Here is a 20,683-nt window from a genome sequence, read left to right on the forward strand (position 1 = left end):
ATTTATTATGAGAATTAACACAAATGTAGCTGCAATGACAGCTCAAGAATCGGCATCAAGAACTAATTCTAATTTAAGTAATTCATTAGAAAAATTAAGTTCAGGTCTTAGAATTAATAAAGCAAGTGATGATTCATCTGGATTAGCAATTGCTGATAAACTAAGAACACAAGCAAGTGGTACAGGTCAAGCTATATCAAATGGTAATTCAGCTATTGCTTTAACACAAATTGCTGATAAAGCTATGGCTGAACAATCTAATATTTTAGATATTGTTAAAACGAAATTAATTCAAGCATCAACTGCTACAACTTCTACTGCTGGTAGAGTTGCTATTTCAAAAGACGTTTCTAAATTATTAGACCAGTTAGATAATATTGCATCGCAAACAAACTATAATGGTATTCAATTATTACAGAATAGTGCAACTAATACAGGTACAGCAAGTTCACAAACATTCCAAATGGGTGATAAAGCTGCTAATACTATTTCTACTGGTGACAGTGTTCAGTCAAATACAACTGGATTAAGTTTAGCGCCATTAGATGGTTTAGTTAGTGCTGGTGTTACTAGTGCTGGTGGAGCAGGTATTACTGCTGCTAATGCTAGAACACAAATGTTAGAAGTTGACCAAGCAATTGATAGACTAAATGGATGGAGAGCGGACTTCGGTTCTACTCAAAACCAATTAGAATCAGCTGTTAGAAACTTAGGTACACAACAAACTAACATCAAAAATGCAGAGTCTGTTATTAGAGATGTTGACTATGCTCAAGAGAGTGCGAACTTTAGTAAACAAAATATTGTTGCTCAAGCTGGTACTTATGCTATGAGTCAAGCCAATGCAATGCAACAAAATGTACTAAGATTATTACAATAGTTAATAATTTAAGGCTTGTGTTTAAATTAATATATTTAAACATTTATAAATTAACTTTCAAGGATTTACTCCTTGTAAAGTTATTTATATAAATCTTTAAATTATTGTTGTGAAATATCCGAGTAATATTTGATAAGAGTAATATGTAATTGTATAGGTATAAATTTATGCCGAAGAGTTAAAACTCTATGCTCAGTAATATGAGAAGGTTTTCAGGCTCCCGTATCAGGGTAAATCTTTTTAATCTCGAAAAGGATTTATTATGAGAATTAATACAAATGTAGCTGCTATGCAAGCTATGGAATCAAACTCAAACACAAACAAAACTTTAGGTACTTCTTTAGAGAAATTATCTTCAGGTCTTAGAATCAACAAAGCTAGTGATGATGCTTCTGGTTTATCTATTGCTGATAAACTAAGAACACAAGCAAGTGGTACAGGTCAAGCTATCTCAAATGGTAACTCTGCTATTGCTTTAACTCAAATTGCTGATAAAGCTATGGCTGAACAATCTAATATTTTAGATATTGTTAAAACGAAACTAATTCAAGCAGCTACTGCTACTACTTCTACTGCTGGTAGACAAGCTATTGCAAAAGACTTATCAAAATTACTTGATCAATTAGATAATATTGCACAACAAACTAATTACAATGGTATTCAACTTTTACAAGGTGATACTACTTTTAGAACTGGGGCTACTGCTGCTTCACATACATTCCAAATGGGTGATAAAGCTGCTAATACTATTTCTACTGGGGATAGTGTACAATCAAATACTACTGGTTTAAGTTTAGGTGGATTAGTTGGAGTTGTAAGTGCTGGAGTAATTAGTATTGGTTCGACTTCAGTTATCGCACAAGCAGGTGCTAGAACAGCTATGTTACAAGTTGATAATGCCTTAGATAGACTAAATGGATGGAGAGCGGACTTTGGTTCTACTCAAAACCAATTAGAATCAGCTGTTAGAAACTTAGGTACTCAACAAACTAATATTAAAAATGCAGAATCTGTTATTAGAGATGTTGATTATGCTCAAGAGAGTGCGAACTTTAATAAACAAAACATAATTGCACAAGCGGGGACTTATGCATTAAGTCAAGCAAATGCAATGCAACAAAATGTTACTAGATTATTACAGTAAAGCTTAAAAATGATAAAAGGTTTAATTTACCCTTTTATCATTTTCTTCAATAATATCCTCTAAATAGTCTTTATATTTTGTTAATAATTTACTAAGAATATTTGACCAAGCCTTTATAACTTTTTTGATATTTACCTTATCTTTTTTATCTTTTATTAGAATACAATATGATATATAAGGATTAAAAGCTAATGTATATGTAACATAAATCTCTTTTAAGTAATTAATCTTATTTTCTGGATTCATCAAATATTGAAATATTTCATTAGCAAAAATATTAAATTCATCATATGTTTTTATCTTTTCTGTTAAGTTAAGTTGTTCTAAAATTTCATTTACCATATTGAGATGACTATTTAAACTTTTTAAATCTCTTTTAGATAAGTTTTCAACTACAATAGACTCTAAGTCCTCAGTTAAAGACTCTTTTAAATTCTCTTTATCTATTTTTGTAAAGTCATCAACTTTTAGATCTATACTTTTTAAAGGAATAGTATTTTCAATAAATGCTCCATGATTGCTTAAATTATATGTGCTAACACTATTTAATTTTGTTTGACCTATATAAAATCTTAATGAACCATAAAATTGTCTACTTGTTAAAACTTCTTTTTGAAAGTTACCTCTTATTTTAATTACATCATCTTTAAAAGAGTAGTTTTCATTAACTTCAAGTTTATTAAGGTCTTCAATATCTAATTTCTTATTATATTCGTAGTCAGATGAATGAGTTGAACCCGTATTTTGATTTAATGCCAAGTCTAAACCTAATAAATAAATCTCTTTAATATTAACAAATCTAGAAATTATAGAGTAAGTCAACTCTCCAACAGAGTTACCAGTTAAAGCTTTATGTCCAACTTGAATAGAACCTAATACTTCATATAAATAAACTCTACTTATTTTTGAAAGTTTTTCTAAAACGTTTTCAGCTGTATTAATAGAAGCAAGCACAATAGTATCTGCTAAAAGTTCTTTTAAATCAGGATTACTAAAAAGCTGAATATCAACATAATGCTGTGGATCTAATGTAGTTATAATATCTGGTTTAATTTTATTCTCAAATAATATATTAAGTGTCGCTGCCATAGTTACAATAATAAATCTATCTTGATTTTCATAAACCCATTCTATATTATCATTTAAAGATGGTCCTGCTCCAATATATAAAATAGGCTTATTTTCAAAGGATTTTAATTCAAGATTATCTCTTAATGATAAAGTTTTATATTTAAAGAAATTTTTCGACAAGTTATAAACAACATTATCTAAATTCATATAATAATTGAAAGACATAGGACTTACAGATAATACTCTATCAATTATTCTATCAAAATAATTTTTAACATCATGATTTGTAGTATAGAATTTTAAAATAGAGTTATTATAAACATCCATATTATAAAAATCCAGCACTTTTTCTAATAAAATATTATCATCATCCATTATCGAAAAAATTACCTTTCTTCCTTCTACTGCCAAGGCACTGTAATCACAAACAAATAAAGATAATCTAAATATTTCTAAATTGTTCTCACAAACAAAAAAAGTTTTGGCATTGATCTTTTTCATAATTTTAGGGATATGTCTACCAAGTAATGTCCCAATAAACATAAACTTATCAATTTTATTTATTCTTCTATTTTCTCTATCTATTTTATAATCTAACTCTTCTTTTATTTTAAATAAATCATTCATAAGCTTTTTACCAGCAATTGAATAAATTCCCTCATCTTCATCTAAGCTAAAATCACCATCATTTTCATGATTATAAAACCCTTGATTTAAAGTATTAATACTATTTTTTAAATCAAAATTAGTTTGTACAACTGCTTTATTATTAAACTTTTTTGGTTTTTTGTCATATAAATATTTATCTTTTTCATTATCATAAATATCAAAGTCTCCTGACTCTTTTATAAACTCCAAAAAATATCTTTCTTTATATAAACCTTTACCCATTAAATCACCCAAGTGTGTAACTCTAATAAATAATTCATTATCAAACTCAGATAAAAATAATAGATTTAAATGGTATGTATCCATCATAGCTTTATGTAGTTGTTCTTCAGCAGACAAGTCCATGTTAGTCCTTTTTTAAATATTAATTATTATACTAAGATTTTATTAAATAAGGGTATAATAATAACCATGCAAGAACTACAAGAAACAATAATTCAGATTTATCAAAAAAATATAATTTTTCTAAAAAAGAACTACTTTGAGATTTATAAAAAAATAGAAGATTTAGAAAAAAATCTTCTAGAAACTTATCATCTTGATTACATAGATAATCATTTTGAATTGATTCATCAAGATAAAAAAATATATAATTGTGACCCTTTTTATGATGGCCAATACAGAGCTAAAAATATCTACAACAATGAAAATATAATTTCATTAATTGATCCAAATAAAACTCTTGTATCCTATGGGGATATAGATGAAGAAGTAGAAACATCTGAATTTATAAATGAATATGTAGAGCAGTTAAAAAATATTGAAATACCAAAAGAACAAAGTAATAAATTCATATTCTTAGGTACTTTACTTGGTGTTCATTTAAATGATATCCATAGAGTTTTAAACTCAAAAGTTTATTTAATTATAGAGCCAAATATAGAAATTTTTAGATTATCTTTATTCCTTACTGATTATGAAGAGATTGCTCAAAATAGTCAAATATTTTTTAGTATTTCACAAAATGAAGAAGAACTTAAAAACTGCATTATTAATTTCCTAAAATATAAATCTAGTTACAACAACTTTATTAGATTTGAGCTTGCAAGTTCTAATGAACTTGATTTGGTTTCAAAAGTAAGTGAAATATTAACTTTAGAAAATAAAATAAGATACCCTTTTGCAGAATATATTTATAGTTTAAAAAGAGGTTTTTATTACCTAAAAAACAATCAAAATGGCATTTTAAAAACTATTATAAAAAAAGATTTTTTACAAGAAAAACCTATCTTATTTTTAGCTGCAGGACCTTCTTTAGATAAAAATGTTGACTTTATAAAAGAGTGTAAAGATAGATTTATAATAGTTACAGCAGCTGCCATTTTAAAGTTTTTGGAAAGTCATCAAATACACCCTGATATTATAATCTCAATTGATGCAGGGGAAACAACAGTTAGAAATCAATTTGATGTAAATAAAGAGTTTTTTAAAGACTCTTTAATTATTAGTTCAATTAAAACTGACCCAAAAATCTATGAAGAGATAAATAATAGTAATATATTTTTTATTCAGACATCTATTGAATTTTTGATAAATACAGGCTTGATCCCAGGAGTTACTGTAGGAGATATTGGTTTAAAAATTTTACTTACTCTTGGGGCAAAAGAGATCTATTTATTAGGATTAGATGCAGCTATTGATGAAAAAACAGGAGAAACACACTTCTCTTCATACTATTACAATAAAGAGATTCAAAAAGAAGAAGAGAATAACTATAAAAACTATCTTGTAGATGTAAAAGGAAACTTCAATAATAATGTTAAAACCACATTACTTTATAAAGATATGATTGAAAGTATAAATGAAATAAAAGAAGATTTAATTAAAGGCTCTTCTATATACAATCTATCTAAAGGGGCTTACTTTAATAATACAAAACCTTTAAAACTTTTAGATATAAATACTAGTAATTTCAAAAAGTTTGATAAAAACTCTTATATTAAATCTTTAATAAATCAATTAAAAACTATCACAAGAAAAGAACTTGAAAAAATTGATATAAACGAAATGAAAAAAGAGAGTAAAGTAATTAAAAAACTAAAAACATCTAAAAATATAGAAAAAGATTTTGAAAAATTAAAAAACAATTTCCCAACATCTTTTGTTATTCAAATATTAGATGAATTTTTTCTTCTTACAAATCCTTATAGTTCTTATCTTGAAGATAAGTGTATTCAACTTTCACAGATAAATAGAATTTTAAATACCTTTGAGGAGATTTATAACTAAGACTATTTTCTTACATATAGTCTTAGTTGAGAATGGAAATTATCTTCTGTTTTAAATCCGAAGATTTCACTATCATTTGCTTTTAATTCATATTCAGGTAAAAAACTATCATAGTCATCGCCTAAAATTGGTGTTTCTACACCATAAATTGTATCTTCATCTCTTTTTTTCTTACCCTCTTGAATATTTCTAAGTAATATAAATTGTGGGGCTAAGTCTCTAATATATTTACAATAGTTATTTACAACATCTGGCTCCATTTCTTGAAAAGAAATAAAGTTTACAAATAAATCAATTTTACCTTTTAGTTTCTCAATCTGCCAAGAACATAGATTTACAGCTTTGTAACTCTGTTTTAATTTATCAATCTCTAAAACCTCTTCTTTATGCAAATCACCATAATCAGCAATATTTTCTTTACCAAATACTTCTTTTAAATAGTACGAAGAAACAAAAGAAACAGGAGGAATATCTGCATTTATATAGAAAATATCATTTCTTTCATCACCAAGTAAGATTTCTCCTAAAGTACCAAATCCACCACCTATTTCCATCACATTTTTAATAGTTGATGAATCAACATGTTTCTTTAGAAAATTTAGTCCCAATAAATAATTTAGAAATGACCTAGAGAAATTTCTATTATCGAAGTTAAATTGCTCTAAAGGCTGTCCAACATTACTTTCAGATACTTTACTTGTATAAGGAGAAGATTCTATATTACTTCCTTTAAGAACTCTATAATCACTAAAAGCTTGAAGTTTACCAGACAGTAAAAAATCAAATCTTGTATTTGATTTTGCATCACTTGTAGCTTTTTTTAGTTCTACTTTTGTTTCATTATATAAATTTTCATTTTCATAGTATTCAGAGTAAGAATAATTAGGAACAAAAAAACCTCTTGTAGTTTTTAGAGACCGAAAGTTTTCAACACCTTGCTCTTTAATTTCTTTCACAATTACCTTTGAACCCTCTTCCCAGAATGTAGTTGGCCTATATACTTCTTTTTGTTTAGACATATCCTCGAACATTAAATCCATTAAACTTAAATCAAAACTCTTCACTTATTATCCTCTTTTATAAATCACTAAATGTTAAAGCATCACCAAAATAGTAATCTTTCTTTGCTTTTTTACCTAATATTTCATTTAAATACTTTGGGTGAAGTCCTAATCCAGGTCTTACACTTTTTATATTCTCTTTGCTAAAAAATTCGCCCTCTTTTATATCTTTACTCACATAAAGACTTCGACTAAATGTTCTACTTTTTTTTCTTTTTTCGGTAAGTTTATAATCCACTTTCCCTAATAGCTTTTCAGTATTTCTTATCTCTTTTATCATTTTTGAAAAGTCTTCTTTTTCCATTGAAAACTCACTATCAGGACCACCTATAGATTTATCTAAAATAAAATGTTTTTCTATTACTTTTGCACCTAATGTAGTTGCTACAATTGGAGCTGTTGAACCTATAGTATGATCAGAAAATCCTACTTCAACAGAAAATGTACTTTTCATATTAGGAATTGTTAATAAGTTTGCATCGTCTAAAGGTGCGGGGTATGCACTTGTACATTTTAATAAAACAATTTTATCATTTCCCACACTCTTACAAATATCTACAGCATCTTGAATTTCATCAATTGTTGCAATTCCTGTTGATATAATGATTGGCTTCATTTTTGAGGCTGCATATCTAATTAATTCATAATCTGTAATCTCAAATGAAGCTATTTTATAAGCTGGCGTGTCAAGATCTTCTAATAAATCAATTGCTGTTTTATCAAAAGGTGAAGAAAAAATTATTATATCAATCTCTTTTGCATAATCAAATAGTTGTTTATGCCATTCCCATGGAGTATGAGCTTCTTCATATAAATCGTATAAATACTTTCCATCCCATAAGGTATCTTGAGAGATTTTAAACTCATCTTTTTTACAATTTAAAGTTATAGTATCTGCTCTATAAGTTTGCAACTTAATGGCATTTGCACCTATTTCTTTTGCTGCTTTGATTGTGTCTAATGCATTTTGTAAATTACCATTGTGATTTGCACTTAATTCAGCAATAATAAAAACTCCATCCTTTTTTAAGTCAAAACTTCCTATTTTAAACATAATAATCTTTCTTTATTTTTTTAAATATTCTAATATCTCTACAACTTCTGCTTCTGTTTCTACAGAAGCACTTGAAACACTATCTATTTCTTTTAATGGATGATTAAAAGACTGAGGATGGATAATAATAAGCTTTTTACCTAAAGCACTAGCATAACCTGCATCAAATGCTGCATTCCATTGCTTATATTGTTCCCCAAACTTTACAATTACAATATCACTCTTTTGTATTGAAATATGAGTTTTAATGCTATTTATTTTTGCACTAGCATTATCATTATAAAAAGAACTGCCTTGATCTCCCATAATTACTTTCCCAACATTATCACTTGTACCATGGTCTAATTGAGGAGAGGAAAATGTATAATCTAATTCTTTTTGTTTACAAAGATTTATAAGTTCATCTCTCCAATTTGAATGTATCTCACCTGCTAAATAAATATTCATTTGTACTCCTTAATAAAATTTCTACCACCAATTATTATTTCTTTTGTTTTATTTATTCCCTCATTAAATAATACATCAAGGATTCCTAAATATGGAATAAATTCATCTCCAATTTGACTATAAGTTTTATGACTATAATCTTGATAAAAAACATCTATATCTTCACATGCAAAACTTTCTATATTTTCATCTAAATATACTTTTGAACCTATTGGTGAAATATATTCTAAACAAGATAATTTTTTACAAATACTCAAAATCAAGTCCGACTTTAAACCTTGTATGTCTTTTAAAGAAGAACTGCAAATAAACTTATCTTCATATCCAAGTAAAGAGGAAATCTCTCTTATAAAGTTTATATTATACAAAGATAAACTATTTGTTTGAAAAGATATAATATCAAAAACTCTATTTTCTAACTCTTCGAAATATTTAGCTTTTTTATAATTTCTTAAAAGTAAATTTTTAAGTTTATTTCTAAAATCAAAGTTTTCATAAGAAATTTCTGCATCTTTAAGAATTGTTTTATCTCTTGAATTAGTTTTTTTTATTGGAATACTAAACATGTACTCTTTATTATCTATTTTCAATTTATTTCTTACTTGCCAACTTCTTTTTACCAACTGAACATTATCTAAAAATACAAATTTATCCACATAGTTTATTAAATCAAAATAACCTATCCAGGGATTAAAAGTTGGTTGCATAATTGCTATTTTCAATTAATTTTACCCCAAAGTACCATATCAGAATTCAAAACAATGGTATTTTCACTTTGTGGATTCTGACATTCACAAGAGAGTGTAATAAAATCCTTTAAATCAAGAGTTTTTTTAAGTAAATCTACTAATTCAAATTCACTGTAAAACCTGTTTATACACGAGGCTTCACCAGTAATATCAAATTCTTCTGATAATTTATAAGTATTACATTCTAGTTTTTCACCAATCCCAAATCTAAAATCTTTAGGAGTTCTACATCTTACAAAAATAGAAGCATCTTTTTTTATATTATTGTTTTGAATCATAGTTTTAAGAAAAACTACTAAATCCTCTTTTTTTATATAATTAATAATATTCGGTAATAAAAATACATCTACTTCCAAGTTCTTATTATTATTTGCAAATGCTAACATATCATCACAGTAAAAAGTAAAATTTCCAGTATTTTCATAAATATTTTGAAAATTATAATTTGCATCTGATACAGCTTGATTTGAAATATCTATACCTATTACATCATAGTTATACTGACTAAATAAAGCTAAATTATTTCCATTTGAACATCCAAATTCTATAACTTTACCTTTAGAATTAAAAAGTTTTTCTTTAAAAAAGTATTTGATTATATATTCATCTGGATATTTTAATCCTTTTATATTTTTAACATTCATCTAAAAACCTTTTCACTTTTAAATATAAATCTTTTTTAATATCACTTTCAAAGAATAAATCTTTCTGAGATAAGATACCTAGTAAAGTAAGATTTTTTATATTTCTATTTAAAATACTCTCCCTTACCCTATCCATTGTTTCAATATTATCTTTAGTTAACAAAGGAAAACCGTAATCAAGTACTTCAGTTTTTGCAAACTTTACTTTACAAGCTTTTCCAAAAACATTAAACGCCTTTAATTCATCAATTGCCGTTTGTGTTATTTTATCAATATTTTCTAAATCATTATCTGATGCTAAGGTTTCTATACTTATTGGATATAAACCATTTCTTTTTGCTCCACTACAATAGTTTATATAGTTATCAACCCTGAATGTTTTATATTCACTATCATAATTATAGAAATAGCAAATATCTCCTATTTTAAGTTTTTTATCAATTAATAGATTTGTAATTACAGTTTTTGGAGGTTTTTGAAATTTTAAATTATCTAATTTAATTTTTAAAAGATTTTTTAAAATCAAATGTCCTGCAGACCAAAATAAATGATTAATATTTTTTATTTTTGTATTAGATAAAATAATTTCTTCTATTCTATTATTCTTTTCTACTATATCCTTTACCTCATCTTCTAGATGAATATTCACTCCTTGTTTTTCAAGCTGTTCTTTTAAGGCTTCAATAACTCTATAAATTCCATATTTTTTAGGATAATAAGCTTTCTTTACACCTAAAATATCTGAACCTAAATTCTTTTGCTCAGGATAAGATAAAATTGAACTTAAAAGTTGTGTAGGAAGAAGGTCTTTCATTATTTTTTCATCAAAAAGCCCAACTCTAACAAGTGGAGTTAGAAACATTGCCATATAATCCATGTGCTTTGGATGGATACCATATAAAGATTTAAACACAGGGACTACTGCTTCTTTAGTAATTTTTTTACCAAATAAAGATTTAGAGTATTCATATGCAGTTGTCTTTTTATGTTCTTTTGTTTTTTCAAAGTTTTTAAGAAAATCTATTCTTAATTCATCAATATTCTTTCTTTTTCTTAAATCAATAAAAGGAGAGTTTTGTTGAAGTTTCCCATCAAAATAGATACCTGTCAAAGCCCTTTTTTGACCATTAATTGCAGAAGAGACTTGCCATTCATTAGAAGGAAGTAAATCTCTTAAGATATTATCAAGTTCATTAATTCCTGTTTCTAAAATATTATGAGCACCATAGTCAAACTTCCCATTCTTTCCATAATCAAAACATTTTAATAAACCACCCAAACTGTTAGTTTTTTCAATTAAGTGAATATTATATTTTTTATCTTCTGCTAACAATGATGCAGATAAAAGACCTGCAATACCCCCACCAACAATAACGATATTTTCTTTCATAGCATCTCCTCTTATCTAAATATTGTATTTCTCTTATAAAACTTTTCATAATTTCTAATTAGCTTTTCTATTTCTTTTTCTAATTTTTTATTATGAAACTTCTTTAAAGTACAAAATCTCTTTTCTTTTGAAAAGTTAAACATATCATTTTGATTTGATGCAGTTTTTATAGCTATAAAAGGTAGTTTCATATAAATAACTTCATTTAGAGCTACGCTTGGCGAAATAATTGCAAAATCACTTTTTGACATCAAAGTTGCAACTCTTGCTGTATTAATATGCAAGGTAACTTTTTTTCTATCTTTAACAGTTCTACTTAGTTTGTCTAAATTCTTATTTGATGAACTTGTAACTACATCTATTTTAAAATTATATTTTAACAAAATATCTAAAATCTTAATATTTAAAAAAGAGTGATCAGTCCCACCCATCATCAATAAAACCTTATGCACTTTTTTTGATTTTTTTAGTTTTACTCTTTTAGTCTTTTTAAATTCTTCTCTTAAAAGAGTATATTTACTTCCACATTTAACTTTACAAAAAGAAGGAACAAGATTTTTATACTTCTTTTTTTTAGCACTAATGTTATGATTTAAAACTTCATCACAGTAATGTTTCTCATAAGTATCATCAAAACATAATAGTTTAATATTTAGTTTCTGTTTTATAGATTTTTCATACTTATAGTCAAAATCATAACTATCAATAACTAATAAATCAATTTTATTTGCCTTACAAGTATTTACCAATACATCAATACTTTGATCTTTTAATATTAATAATTCAAAACCCTCTTCAATAATTAAACTATTTGCATTTCCTTTTAACTCTTCACAAGCAAATATTACTCGATTATTTTTCTTTTTATATTTATTTGCAAGAACTAAGCATCTGCTTAGATGTCCTAATCCTATAGAACTTGAAGAGTTCACTCTAATTAGAATATTCATACTTCTTTCTGCTTTACATTAGAATTCATTTCAACTAAAGTAGGATTACTTTTTAATAAATCGATTAACTGTTCATATGAAAAATCTGTTTTATTATCAAACTTTTCATATATCTGTTTTATTAACTCATAATCATCTTCTTCATCTAAAGTTATTCTAAATCTTGAGTCATCATTACTGTTTTTAAACTCTAAAATATTTAGTTTATCTTTGATTGTTGTATGCATATATACTGTTACATGTTCTTTTTCAGTTTTTGTAGTAGCATTTGTATTAGCTTCTTTAAGTAATGAAAATTTAAATATTTCAACATCCATTCCTCTAGGAAAACCAGTTTCATCTCCACAACTTAAATAATCCACAGATGATTTTTTAAAAGTATCTATGCAAGATTTTAATATATCTTTATCCAATAAAGGACAATCAGATGTTAATCTAACCACAATATCATTTTCTTTTGCTTCATACTTTAAAGCTGCCTCATAATATCTACTTAAAACATTATTTGTATCACCTTTATAATATTTTAAATCTAATTTTTCACAAATGTCAACTATTGGTTTTTGTGTTCCATCATTAGTTGTAGCAATAACTATATTATCTTTGAACTCTTTTATTCTATCTATCATTACTTCTAATACTGTTTTATTACATAAAGGAAGCATTACCTTTGCAGCTAATCTTGTACTTGTCATTCTAGCTTGAATAATTATAAATACTCTATCTTCCATTTAAAATCTCAATTATAGTTTTAAGAACATAATCTTGTTCTTCAAATTGAAGTTTAGGATAAATAGGTAAAGAAATAGCCTTTTCATAGTAATCATCCATAATAGGAGTACTTTCATTGCCATAACCTAAAGCTTTATAATAGGGCTGTTTATTAATAGGAATATAATGAAACTGTAAGAAAATAGATTTTTCTCTTAATTTTAAGAATAGTTCCTTTTTAGTAACTGCAAACTTTGAGAAATCAATTTTAACTACATATAAATGATATGCACTTCCATTTGCAAAAGAGTATAAAGGTTCTATATTAACTATAGATTCAAAAAACTCATCATATCTTTTTGCAATATCTTTTCTTTTTTGTAAAAAGAAATCTAATTTATTTAATTGAGAAATACCTAAAGCACATGAAATATCAGTTAGTCTATAATTAAATCCCAATTCTTTCATATCATAATGCCAAGTTCCAATTTCAGGATTAGGTATTGTTCCATGATTTCTTAGTTTTAAAAGCTTTTCATAATATTCTTTATTATTAGTAGTTATCGCCCCACCCTCTCCTGTTGTTAATGTCTTAACAGGATGAAAAGAGAATATTGAAATATCTGAATTTGTGCAAGAACCTGCTTTTATATTTTTATATACTGCCCCAATTGAGTGAGCACAATCTTCTAATATTAAAACATTATATGTATCTTTTAAGTATTTTAGTTTCTCTTGATTTATAGATTTTCCTGAAAAATGTACTGCATATATTGCTTTTATTGAAGAATCTTTTTTTAATTCTTTTTCACATAAATCTAAGTCAATATTTCCATCACTACAAATATCTACAAATATAGGCTTTGCATTTACATATAAAATAGAATTTGATGTTGCTAAAAAAGAGTTTGGAGTAGTTAGTACTTTATCTTCTTTTTCTAATAAAACCATTGATGATAAATGCAATGCGGCTGTTCCATTTGATACACAAACACAATACTTTGCACCACAATACTCTGCAATTTTTTCTTCAAACTCTTTTGCTTTTGGACCTGTAGTTAAAAAGTCACTTTTTAGTACTTCTACTACACTATTGATATCATCATCATCTATAGTTTGTTTTCCATATGGAATAATATTCATTTTACATATCTTCTAAAAGTTCTAAAAATTCTTCTTTATTAAGCCATTTATCATTGTTACCTGAGTTATACTCAAATCCTTGCTTTACATGAGTACCTTTTTCTCCAAAAAGATTTGTTTCATAATCTTTATCACTAGTAAATTTAATTGTTGGAGTTATTACATAATGATCTTCAAATTCATAAGTTAAATGTGAGTCATCAGCAGGACACATAATCTCATGAAGTTTTTCACCTGGTCTAATACCTACAATTTTATGGGGTAAACTAGGAGCTAAAAATTTTGCTAAGTCTACTATTTTTAGAGATGGGATTTTTGGCACAAAGATTTCTCCACCTTGCATTCTTCCAAAGTTCTTAAGTACAAAATCGACTCCATCTTGAAGAGTAATCATAAACCTTGTCATCTTTTCATCAGTAATAGGTAACTCTTTTTCATCATTATCTATAAGCTTTTGAAAATACGGGATTACAGAACCTCTACTACATAAAACATTCCCATATCTAACAACTGAGAATTTAATATCTTGTTCACCAACTAGATTATTTGCTGCAACAAAAAGCTTATCACTTGCAAGTTTAGTAGCTCCATATAAATTCACTGGGTTTGCAGCTTTATCTGTGGATAAGGCAATTACTTTTTTAACTCCATTATCTAATGCTGCATCAATTACATTTTGAGCCCCATTTATATTAGTTTTGATACATTCCATTGGATTATATTCGGCAATTGGAACATGCTTAAGTGCTGCTGCATGTATTACATAATCAACATCTTTAAATGCTTTTTTTAATCTATTTGCATCTCTTACATCACCAATAAAATATCTCATACAAGGATCATTAAACTCTTGTGCCATCTCATATTGCTTTAACTCATCTCTTGAGTATATGATTATTTTTTTAGGCTTATAGTTTTGTAATAAAGTTTTTGTATATTTCTTACCAAAACTTCCTGTACCACCTGTAATTAGTATATTTTTACCATCAAACATTGAAGTATCCCTTGTATTTCTACTATATTATTTAGCTTAATATTGTAGCACAATAAGTTTTATTTATACCTATAAATTAGATTAAAATATATCTCTACGGTAATAAAATAAAAAGTTTAAGTTCCATTTGATTATAATAAATACTATTAAAAATAGGACATTTGATGGACTTCAAAAACTTTACTAAAAACTATATAAAAGAATTAAATAATCTTCTTTTGAATCTAGACTTGGATGAATTTGATAAATTTTATGGATTAATTAAGAATTGTAAAAATAAGATTTATATTATTGGTAATGGAGGAAGTGCGGCAACTGCCTCACATATGGCAAATGATTTATCAATTGGCCTTAAAAGAAAAGATAAACTAACACTACATGCAATCTCTCTAGCTGATAATATCGCTATTAATAGTGCCATTTCAAACGATATAGGTTATGAGAATATTTTTTATATGCAATTAAAAGATATTTTACAAGCAGAAGATATAGTAATTGCTATTTCATGTAGTGGTAATTCTCCTAACATTATCAAAGCTGTAAAGTATGCTAAAGAAGTAAACTCTACAATAGTTGGTTTATCAGGTTTTGATGGTGGAAAGCTAAGAGAACTCTCTGATATTAAACTTCATGTGAAATCAAATAAAGGTGATTATGGTTTAGTAGAAGACATTCACTTAATACTGAATCATATATTATTTTCATATTTACAAAAAGAGAAATAATGACAAAAGAAAACAAACCTTTAGATACGTATTTTTTTAGTGCAGAAAAAGCACTTGAAATTGCTAAAAAGCAAAATAGAGTAGAAACATCAGTAAAAATGATAGATGCTTTACAAATTTGTTATTATGCTAGTGAAAAAGCTATTGAAGATGCACCTTTTAACTGCATTCATGTTCCTCTAGAAAGTGTTTTTGATTACTTTTCTTCTACAACAAATAGATTCCCACAAGCTATCTCATTTGAGGATACTGAATTTTCTATGGTTGAGCAAGCTGAATTAAATGCAGCATTTGGAGAAATACTTGGTGCAGCACAAGAAGAAAGAAGAAAACTATCTCAAGTATATGTAAAAGAAATAAAAGAGAAACACCTTGATTTTAAAGATGAAAAATTAAGAGTTTTCATTCCTGCATGTAGAGAAACTACAGTAATGCAATATGTTTCAAAAAATATTGCCGAAGCATTTGAGAAACTTGGATATAAAGTTTATTATCATATCCAAAATGAATTAGAAGATTGTAATATCCTTTCTCTATTCCATAATATTTGGAAATTTAATCCTCATATTGTTGTTAATATTAACCATCTAGACAATGAACATTTAAATGAAAACACATTTAACTTCTCATGGTTTCAAGATCCTATGCCTATTATGTATGATAAGAAAAAAGAAATAACTATGAGACCTAGAGATTATTTTTTTACATTATTTGAAGAATACAAAGATCTACTAATTAAAAAAGGTATAGATGCAAATCGTATAAAACATCAACCCTTTGCTACAAATCCTAAAATATTTTTTAAAAATAATTCAATAAAAAAAGAGAATAAAATTGTATTTTTAGGCTCTGACTACAATTTTGAAGAAGGTATTGATTTTGATGATTCTTGTATTAATGATATAAATAATCATATTGAAAACAATACTCTTTCAGAAGAACTTATTACTAAGTATGCAAGGGAATATGGATTTGAGCAGTCATATTTTAAAACTTTTTTAATCTCTTCTTTTGTAAGAAGAAAAGTGATACTTTGGCTTTGTTCTTTAAAAGATATTAATATCGAAGTTTATGGAACAGATAAATGGCTTAATACACCAGAAGTTGCGCCATTTTATAAAGGTTTACTTCCTTATGGACCTAAAATGGCAGAAGTTTACAATAGTGCAAAATATTCAATTGCTGCTCACCCTTTATATAGATATCAACAAAGAGTAATTGAAATGTCTGCTTGTGATTGTATCCCAGTTATTTATAACTGTCCTTTAGTTAGTGACATATTCTCACATGAAGAGAATATTCTTTCATTTTCTACTTTTGATGAACTAAAAGAGTGCATAGGAAAAGAGCCTCAAAAAAACTGTACACAAATTGCAGAAGATATCTCTTATGAAAAAATGGCATTATCAATCATTGATACTGTTGAACAACAAATTAAAGGATAAACATGTCAGATCAGTACAATATAGACAGTCACAAGATGATGTATCATCCAATAAGAGTAGCAAAATGGCTTGAAGCAAAAGATGATTGGAGTCTTCAGAAATCTGTTTATCCTATTTATGTAGAGATTACTCCTGTTGGTTCTTGTAATCATAGGTGTACTTTTTGTTCAGTGGATTATATTGGATACAAAAGTATTAAACAAAATGAAATGATTCTAAAAGAGCGAATCAAAGAAATGGGTAAACTTGGCGTTAAAAGTATCATGTTTGCAGGAGAAGGTGAACCAACTTTATATAAACCACTTCCTGAAATTCTAGATATATGTACACAAGCTGGCATTGATACATCCCTTACTACAAATGCTGTTCCTTTTAATGAAAAAAATACTGAAAGCTTTGTTAAAAACTGTTCTTGGATTAAAGTTAGTATTAATGCAGGAGATAGAGAAACTTACTCAAAAATTCATACAACTAAAGAATCTGATTTTGATAAAGTAGTTGAGAATTTAAGTCGAGCAGTTAAGATTAAAAAAGAAAAAAATTACTCTTGTACTATTGGTTCACAGATGCTTCTTCTTCCTGAAAATAAACACACCGCAGTACCCCTGGCTAAAAAGATGAAAGAAATTGGTGTTGATTATCTAGTAATTAAACCTTATACTCAAAGTCTGTATGGAAAATCTAGAATTTATGAGGGTTTAACATATGAAAATATGATGGATTTAGAAAAAGAACTAGATGCTCTTGAAACGAGTGATTTTAAAGTGGTGTTTAGAGCAAATACTATGAAAAAACTTGAAGAAGAAAAACAACCTTATTCTAAATGTTATTCAACACCATATTTCTGGTCATATATTATGGCTGATGGTTCTGTATATGGATGTAGTGCTTATTTACAAAATGAAAAATTCAACTATGGAAATATAAATACTCAAACATTCAAAGAGATTTGGGAAGGTCAGAAAAGAAAAGAAGGAGTATCTTTTATCAAAGATGAATTAGATATTACTATGTGTAGAAGAAACTGTAGAATGGATGAAGTAAATAGATATTTATGGAATCTAAAACATCCAAATTCACATGTAAACTTTATTTAGGACACCTATGCTAAATTCACAAGATATTAGACAAAAAACTATTGAACTTTCATGTAAAACAGGTGCTGGTCACCTTGCACCTTCTTTATCAACAGTTGAGATACTTACTGTTTTATTTGAAAAGTATTTAAATTTCAACAAAAATAATGCTAAAGATGAAACAAGAGATAGATTCGTGTTAAGTAAAGGTCATGGAGCTTATGCTTACTATATTATTTTAAATGAGCTTGAATTCTTACCAGATTGGGAACTTGAAAAATTTAATACGGATGAAGCAACTATTATGGGGTGTCTTACTGAAAACCCTGAATATATGATTGAAGCATCTACAGGTTCATTAGGTCATGGTTTACCACTTGCAATAGGAATGGCACAATCTTTTAAAATCCAAAATAAACCAAATAAAGTTATTTGTATGATTGGGGATGGTGAGATGCAAGAAGGAAGTAATTTTGAGGCTTTAATGCTTGCATATAGATTTAAACTTGATAATCTCCTAGTAATTATAGATGCAAATGACTTACAAGCAATGGGAAGAGTTGAAGATGTAGCACTTCCAAATGATAGATTATCAAAAGTTTTAAGCTCTTTTATAGATGAAAACTATTTTGATATAGATGGGCATGATGAAGAAGAAATAGCAAAATGTTTTGATAGTTTTTACAACAAACAAAATGAAAATTTTTCAATAATGTTTGCAAGAACTATAAAAGGTAAAGGTATTGATTTTATAGAACATTCAGAAAAACACCATTATAGATGTCCTACATTAGATGGTTATGTTTTAAAGGCAGAAGATGAGTAATTTAGTTTCAAAACAAGATGTAATGAAAGAACTATACAACTACTTTACAAGTGATGAAAAAATGGTTTTACTTGCTGGAGACATGGGTTTTGCAGTACTTGACTCATACTTTAATAATCATATAAATAGAGCTTTTAATACAGGTATTAATGAACAAGCAACAGTAGGAATGGCTTCAGGTATGGCTATGACTGGACTTAAACCAATTATTTATTCACAAGTTCCTTTTATTACAATGAGAGCTTTTGAGCAACTAAGATATGATGTAAATGAACATAATTTAAATATCAAAGTTGTAGGAGTTGGAGCAAATAACTATTTTGCTCCACTTGGAAGAAGCCACTGTATGGATGAAGATGATATAAAATTAATTTCTATTTTAAAAAATATTCTTATTATCTCTCCAACAAAAGAGAGTTTACAAGAAGATGTAAAAAAGATGTTTGAATATAATGGTCCTGTTTACATGAGGTCTTTATAATGAAATACCTCGTTTTAGGAAGCAACTCTTTTTCTGCTGGAAGTTTTATAAACTACATTTTAAATGAAGAAAAAGACTCAAAAGTTTTTGCTATAAGCAGATCAGAAGAGTATCATAAAACACAACTAGCATATAAAAACAATGAGAGCTATTCAAATGTAAATTTTTATCAATATGATTTAAATGAAAATATAGATGATATTGTAAAATTAATTCAAGAAGAAAATATAGAATATATCTTTAACTTTGCAGCACAAGGAATGGTAGCTCAAAGTTGGAAAAACCCTGAACAATGGTTTAATACAAATACACTTAGCCTAGTAAAACTTCTTGACAAAATATATAAGTTTAAATTTATCAAAAAATTTGTTCAAATATCAACACCTGAAGCTTATGGGCCTTGTAATAATATAAAAGAGTCTATGAATTTTCATCCCTCATCACCATATGCAGCTTCAAAAGCAAGTGCAGATTTGATTTTATATAGTTATTTTATAACTCATGGTTTTCCTATTAACTATACAAGAGCTTCAAATGTTTATGGTGCATACCAACAACTATATAGAATTATTCCTAAAACAATTTTGATGATAAAAAAAGGTGAAAAGCTAGAGCTTCATGGTGCGGGGAAAGCCATAAGAAGTTTTATTCACATAGATGATGTAAGTACAGCTACACTTAAAATTGCAAAAGAAGCAAAAGCTGGTGAAATTTATCACCTAAGCGATGATAAAACTATTAGTATCTATGATTTAGTTGAACTTATTTGTAATCAAATGAATGTGGATATAAATAATCACATTGAAATAGTAGAAGATAGAGTTGGACAAGATAGTTTATATCTAATGAATAATGAAAAGTTAAAAGATGATTTAGATTTAACAATTCAAAAAAGTCTAAAAGATGGAATAAGAGAAGTTATTTCATGGATAGAATCAAACTATAACACTCTAAAAGATTCTCCAGATTACTATATCCATAAAAAGTGAGAAGT

20 protein-coding genes are annotated in these 20,683 nt (G+C 27.0%); 9 read left to right on the forward strand and 11 right to left on the reverse strand.

Annotation, left to right across the window (positions count from 1 at the left end):
* Positions 1–7: 7 nt before the first annotated feature.
* Both NJU99_RS14080 and NJU99_RS14085 read left to right on the forward strand, forming a co-directional pair.
* Positions 8–880, forward strand: a complete 873-nt coding sequence (locus tag NJU99_RS14080; RefSeq protein WP_254576540.1) for a flagellin N-terminal helical domain-containing protein — start codon at positions 8–10, stop codon at positions 878–880.
* A 262-nt stretch (positions 881–1,142) separates the two neighbouring features.
* Positions 1,143–2,024, forward strand: a complete 882-nt coding sequence (locus NJU99_RS14085; protein WP_254576541.1) for a flagellin N-terminal helical domain-containing protein — start codon at positions 1,143–1,145, stop codon at positions 2,022–2,024.
* Between the two features lie 21 nt (positions 2,025–2,045).
* Here the strand turns inward: NJU99_RS14085 and NJU99_RS14090 are convergent, their stop codons facing one another.
* Positions 2,046–4,109 carry a 6-hydroxymethylpterin diphosphokinase MptE-like protein gene (locus NJU99_RS14090; protein ID WP_254576542.1) on the reverse strand — a complete coding sequence of 688 codons (2,064 nt, stop codon included), beginning with the start codon at positions 4,107–4,109 and terminating at the stop codon, positions 2,046–2,048.
* 66 nt (positions 4,110–4,175) lie between these two features.
* Between NJU99_RS14090 and NJU99_RS14095 the strand changes: the two genes are divergently transcribed.
* The gene (locus NJU99_RS14095) at positions 4,176–5,993 is read left to right on the forward strand and encodes a motility associated factor glycosyltransferase family protein (protein WP_254576543.1); all 1,818 of its coding nucleotides are present in this window, start codon (positions 4,176–4,178) and stop codon (positions 5,991–5,993) included.
* 2 nt (positions 5,994–5,995) lie between these two features.
* Here NJU99_RS14095 and NJU99_RS14100 read toward each other — a convergent pair whose 3' ends face one another.
* From NJU99_RS14100 to pseB, 10 genes are read right to left on the reverse strand one after another with little or no spacing between them, the layout of a single operon-like run.
* Complete coding sequence (locus tag NJU99_RS14100) at positions 5,996–7,057, reverse strand: putative sugar O-methyltransferase (RefSeq protein WP_254576544.1); 1,062 nt, start codon at positions 7,055–7,057, stop codon at positions 5,996–5,998.
* A 13-nt stretch (positions 7,058–7,070) separates the two neighbouring features.
* Positions 7,071–8,108 (reverse strand): pseudaminic acid synthase, encoded by a 1,038-nt coding sequence (pseI, locus tag NJU99_RS14105; protein WP_254576545.1) that lies wholly within the window; start codon positions 8,106–8,108, stop codon positions 7,071–7,073.
* Between the two features lie 12 nt (positions 8,109–8,120).
* Complete coding sequence (locus NJU99_RS14110) at positions 8,121–8,555, reverse strand: YtoQ family protein (RefSeq protein WP_254576546.1); 435 nt, start codon at positions 8,553–8,555, stop codon at positions 8,121–8,123.
* A complete protein-coding gene (locus NJU99_RS14115; RefSeq protein WP_254576547.1) occupies positions 8,552–9,277 on the reverse strand; it encodes a WbqC family protein in 726 nt (241 codons plus the stop codon). The genes NJU99_RS14110 and NJU99_RS14115 overlap by 4 nt, the downstream gene beginning before the upstream one ends.
* On the reverse strand, positions 9,274–9,948 hold the full coding sequence (locus NJU99_RS14120) for a class I SAM-dependent methyltransferase (RefSeq protein ID WP_254576548.1): 675 nt from the start codon (positions 9,946–9,948) through the stop codon (positions 9,274–9,276). The genes NJU99_RS14115 and NJU99_RS14120 overlap by 4 nt, the downstream gene beginning before the upstream one ends.
* Positions 9,938–11,338, reverse strand: coding sequence for an NAD(P)-binding protein (locus NJU99_RS14125; RefSeq protein ID WP_254576549.1), 1,401 nt, complete (start codon positions 11,336–11,338; stop codon positions 9,938–9,940). Before NJU99_RS14125 ends, NJU99_RS14120 begins: the two co-directional genes overlap by 11 nt.
* 11 nt (positions 11,339–11,349) lie before the next feature.
* Entirely contained in the window at positions 11,350–12,288 is a 939-nt protein-coding gene (gene pseG / locus NJU99_RS14130; protein WP_254576550.1) for a UDP-2,4-diacetamido-2,4,6-trideoxy-beta-L-altropyranose hydrolase, read from the reverse strand.
* The gene (locus NJU99_RS14135; RefSeq protein WP_254576551.1) at positions 12,285–13,019 is read right to left on the reverse strand and encodes a cytidylyltransferase domain-containing protein; all 735 of its coding nucleotides are present in this window, start codon (positions 13,017–13,019) and stop codon (positions 12,285–12,287) included. Before NJU99_RS14135 ends, pseG begins: the two co-directional genes overlap by 4 nt.
* The gene (pseC, locus tag NJU99_RS14140; protein WP_254576552.1) at positions 13,009–14,142 is read right to left on the reverse strand and encodes a UDP-4-amino-4,6-dideoxy-N-acetyl-beta-L-altrosamine transaminase; all 1,134 of its coding nucleotides are present in this window, start codon (positions 14,140–14,142) and stop codon (positions 13,009–13,011) included. Before pseC ends, NJU99_RS14135 begins: the two co-directional genes overlap by 11 nt.
* A 1-nt stretch (position 14,143) precedes the next feature.
* Positions 14,144–15,136, reverse strand: a complete 993-nt coding sequence (pseB, locus tag NJU99_RS14145) for a UDP-N-acetylglucosamine 4,6-dehydratase (inverting) (RefSeq protein ID WP_254576553.1) — start codon at positions 15,134–15,136, stop codon at positions 14,144–14,146.
* Positions 15,137–15,300: 164 nt separating this feature from the next.
* On the opposite strand from pseB, the gene NJU99_RS14150 reads away from it, so the two are divergent.
* Genes NJU99_RS14150 through NJU99_RS14175 form a run of 6 tightly spaced genes read left to right on the forward strand, consistent with a single transcriptional unit; the run spans position 15,301 to position 20,678 of the window.
* Positions 15,301–15,861 (forward strand): SIS domain-containing protein, encoded by a 561-nt coding sequence (locus tag NJU99_RS14150; RefSeq protein ID WP_254576554.1) that lies wholly within the window; start codon positions 15,301–15,303, stop codon positions 15,859–15,861.
* Positions 15,861–17,306 (forward strand): glycosyltransferase family protein, encoded by a 1,446-nt coding sequence (locus tag NJU99_RS14155; RefSeq protein WP_254576555.1) that lies wholly within the window; start codon positions 15,861–15,863, stop codon positions 17,304–17,306. The genes NJU99_RS14150 and NJU99_RS14155 overlap by 1 nt, the downstream gene beginning before the upstream one ends.
* A gap of 2 nt (positions 17,307–17,308) precedes the next feature.
* Complete coding sequence (locus NJU99_RS14160; protein ID WP_254576556.1) at positions 17,309–18,403, forward strand: radical SAM protein; 1,095 nt, start codon at positions 17,309–17,311, stop codon at positions 18,401–18,403.
* Between the two features lie 7 nt (positions 18,404–18,410).
* A complete protein-coding gene (locus NJU99_RS14165; RefSeq protein WP_254576557.1) occupies positions 18,411–19,208 on the forward strand; it encodes a transketolase in 798 nt (265 codons plus the stop codon).
* On the forward strand, positions 19,201–19,689 hold the full coding sequence (locus NJU99_RS14170; RefSeq protein WP_254576558.1) for a transketolase family protein: 489 nt from the start codon (positions 19,201–19,203) through the stop codon (positions 19,687–19,689). The genes NJU99_RS14165 and NJU99_RS14170 overlap by 8 nt, the downstream gene beginning before the upstream one ends.
* Complete coding sequence (locus tag NJU99_RS14175; protein WP_254576559.1) at positions 19,689–20,678, forward strand: GDP-mannose 4,6-dehydratase; 990 nt, start codon at positions 19,689–19,691, stop codon at positions 20,676–20,678. Before NJU99_RS14170 ends, NJU99_RS14175 begins: the two co-directional genes overlap by 1 nt.
* Positions 20,679–20,683: the final 5 nt, after the last annotated feature.

Origin of the sequence: Arcobacter roscoffensis (assembly GCF_024267655.1) — a bacterium.
GTDB lineage: Bacteria > Campylobacterota > Campylobacteria > Campylobacterales > Arcobacteraceae > Arcobacter_B > Arcobacter_B roscoffensis.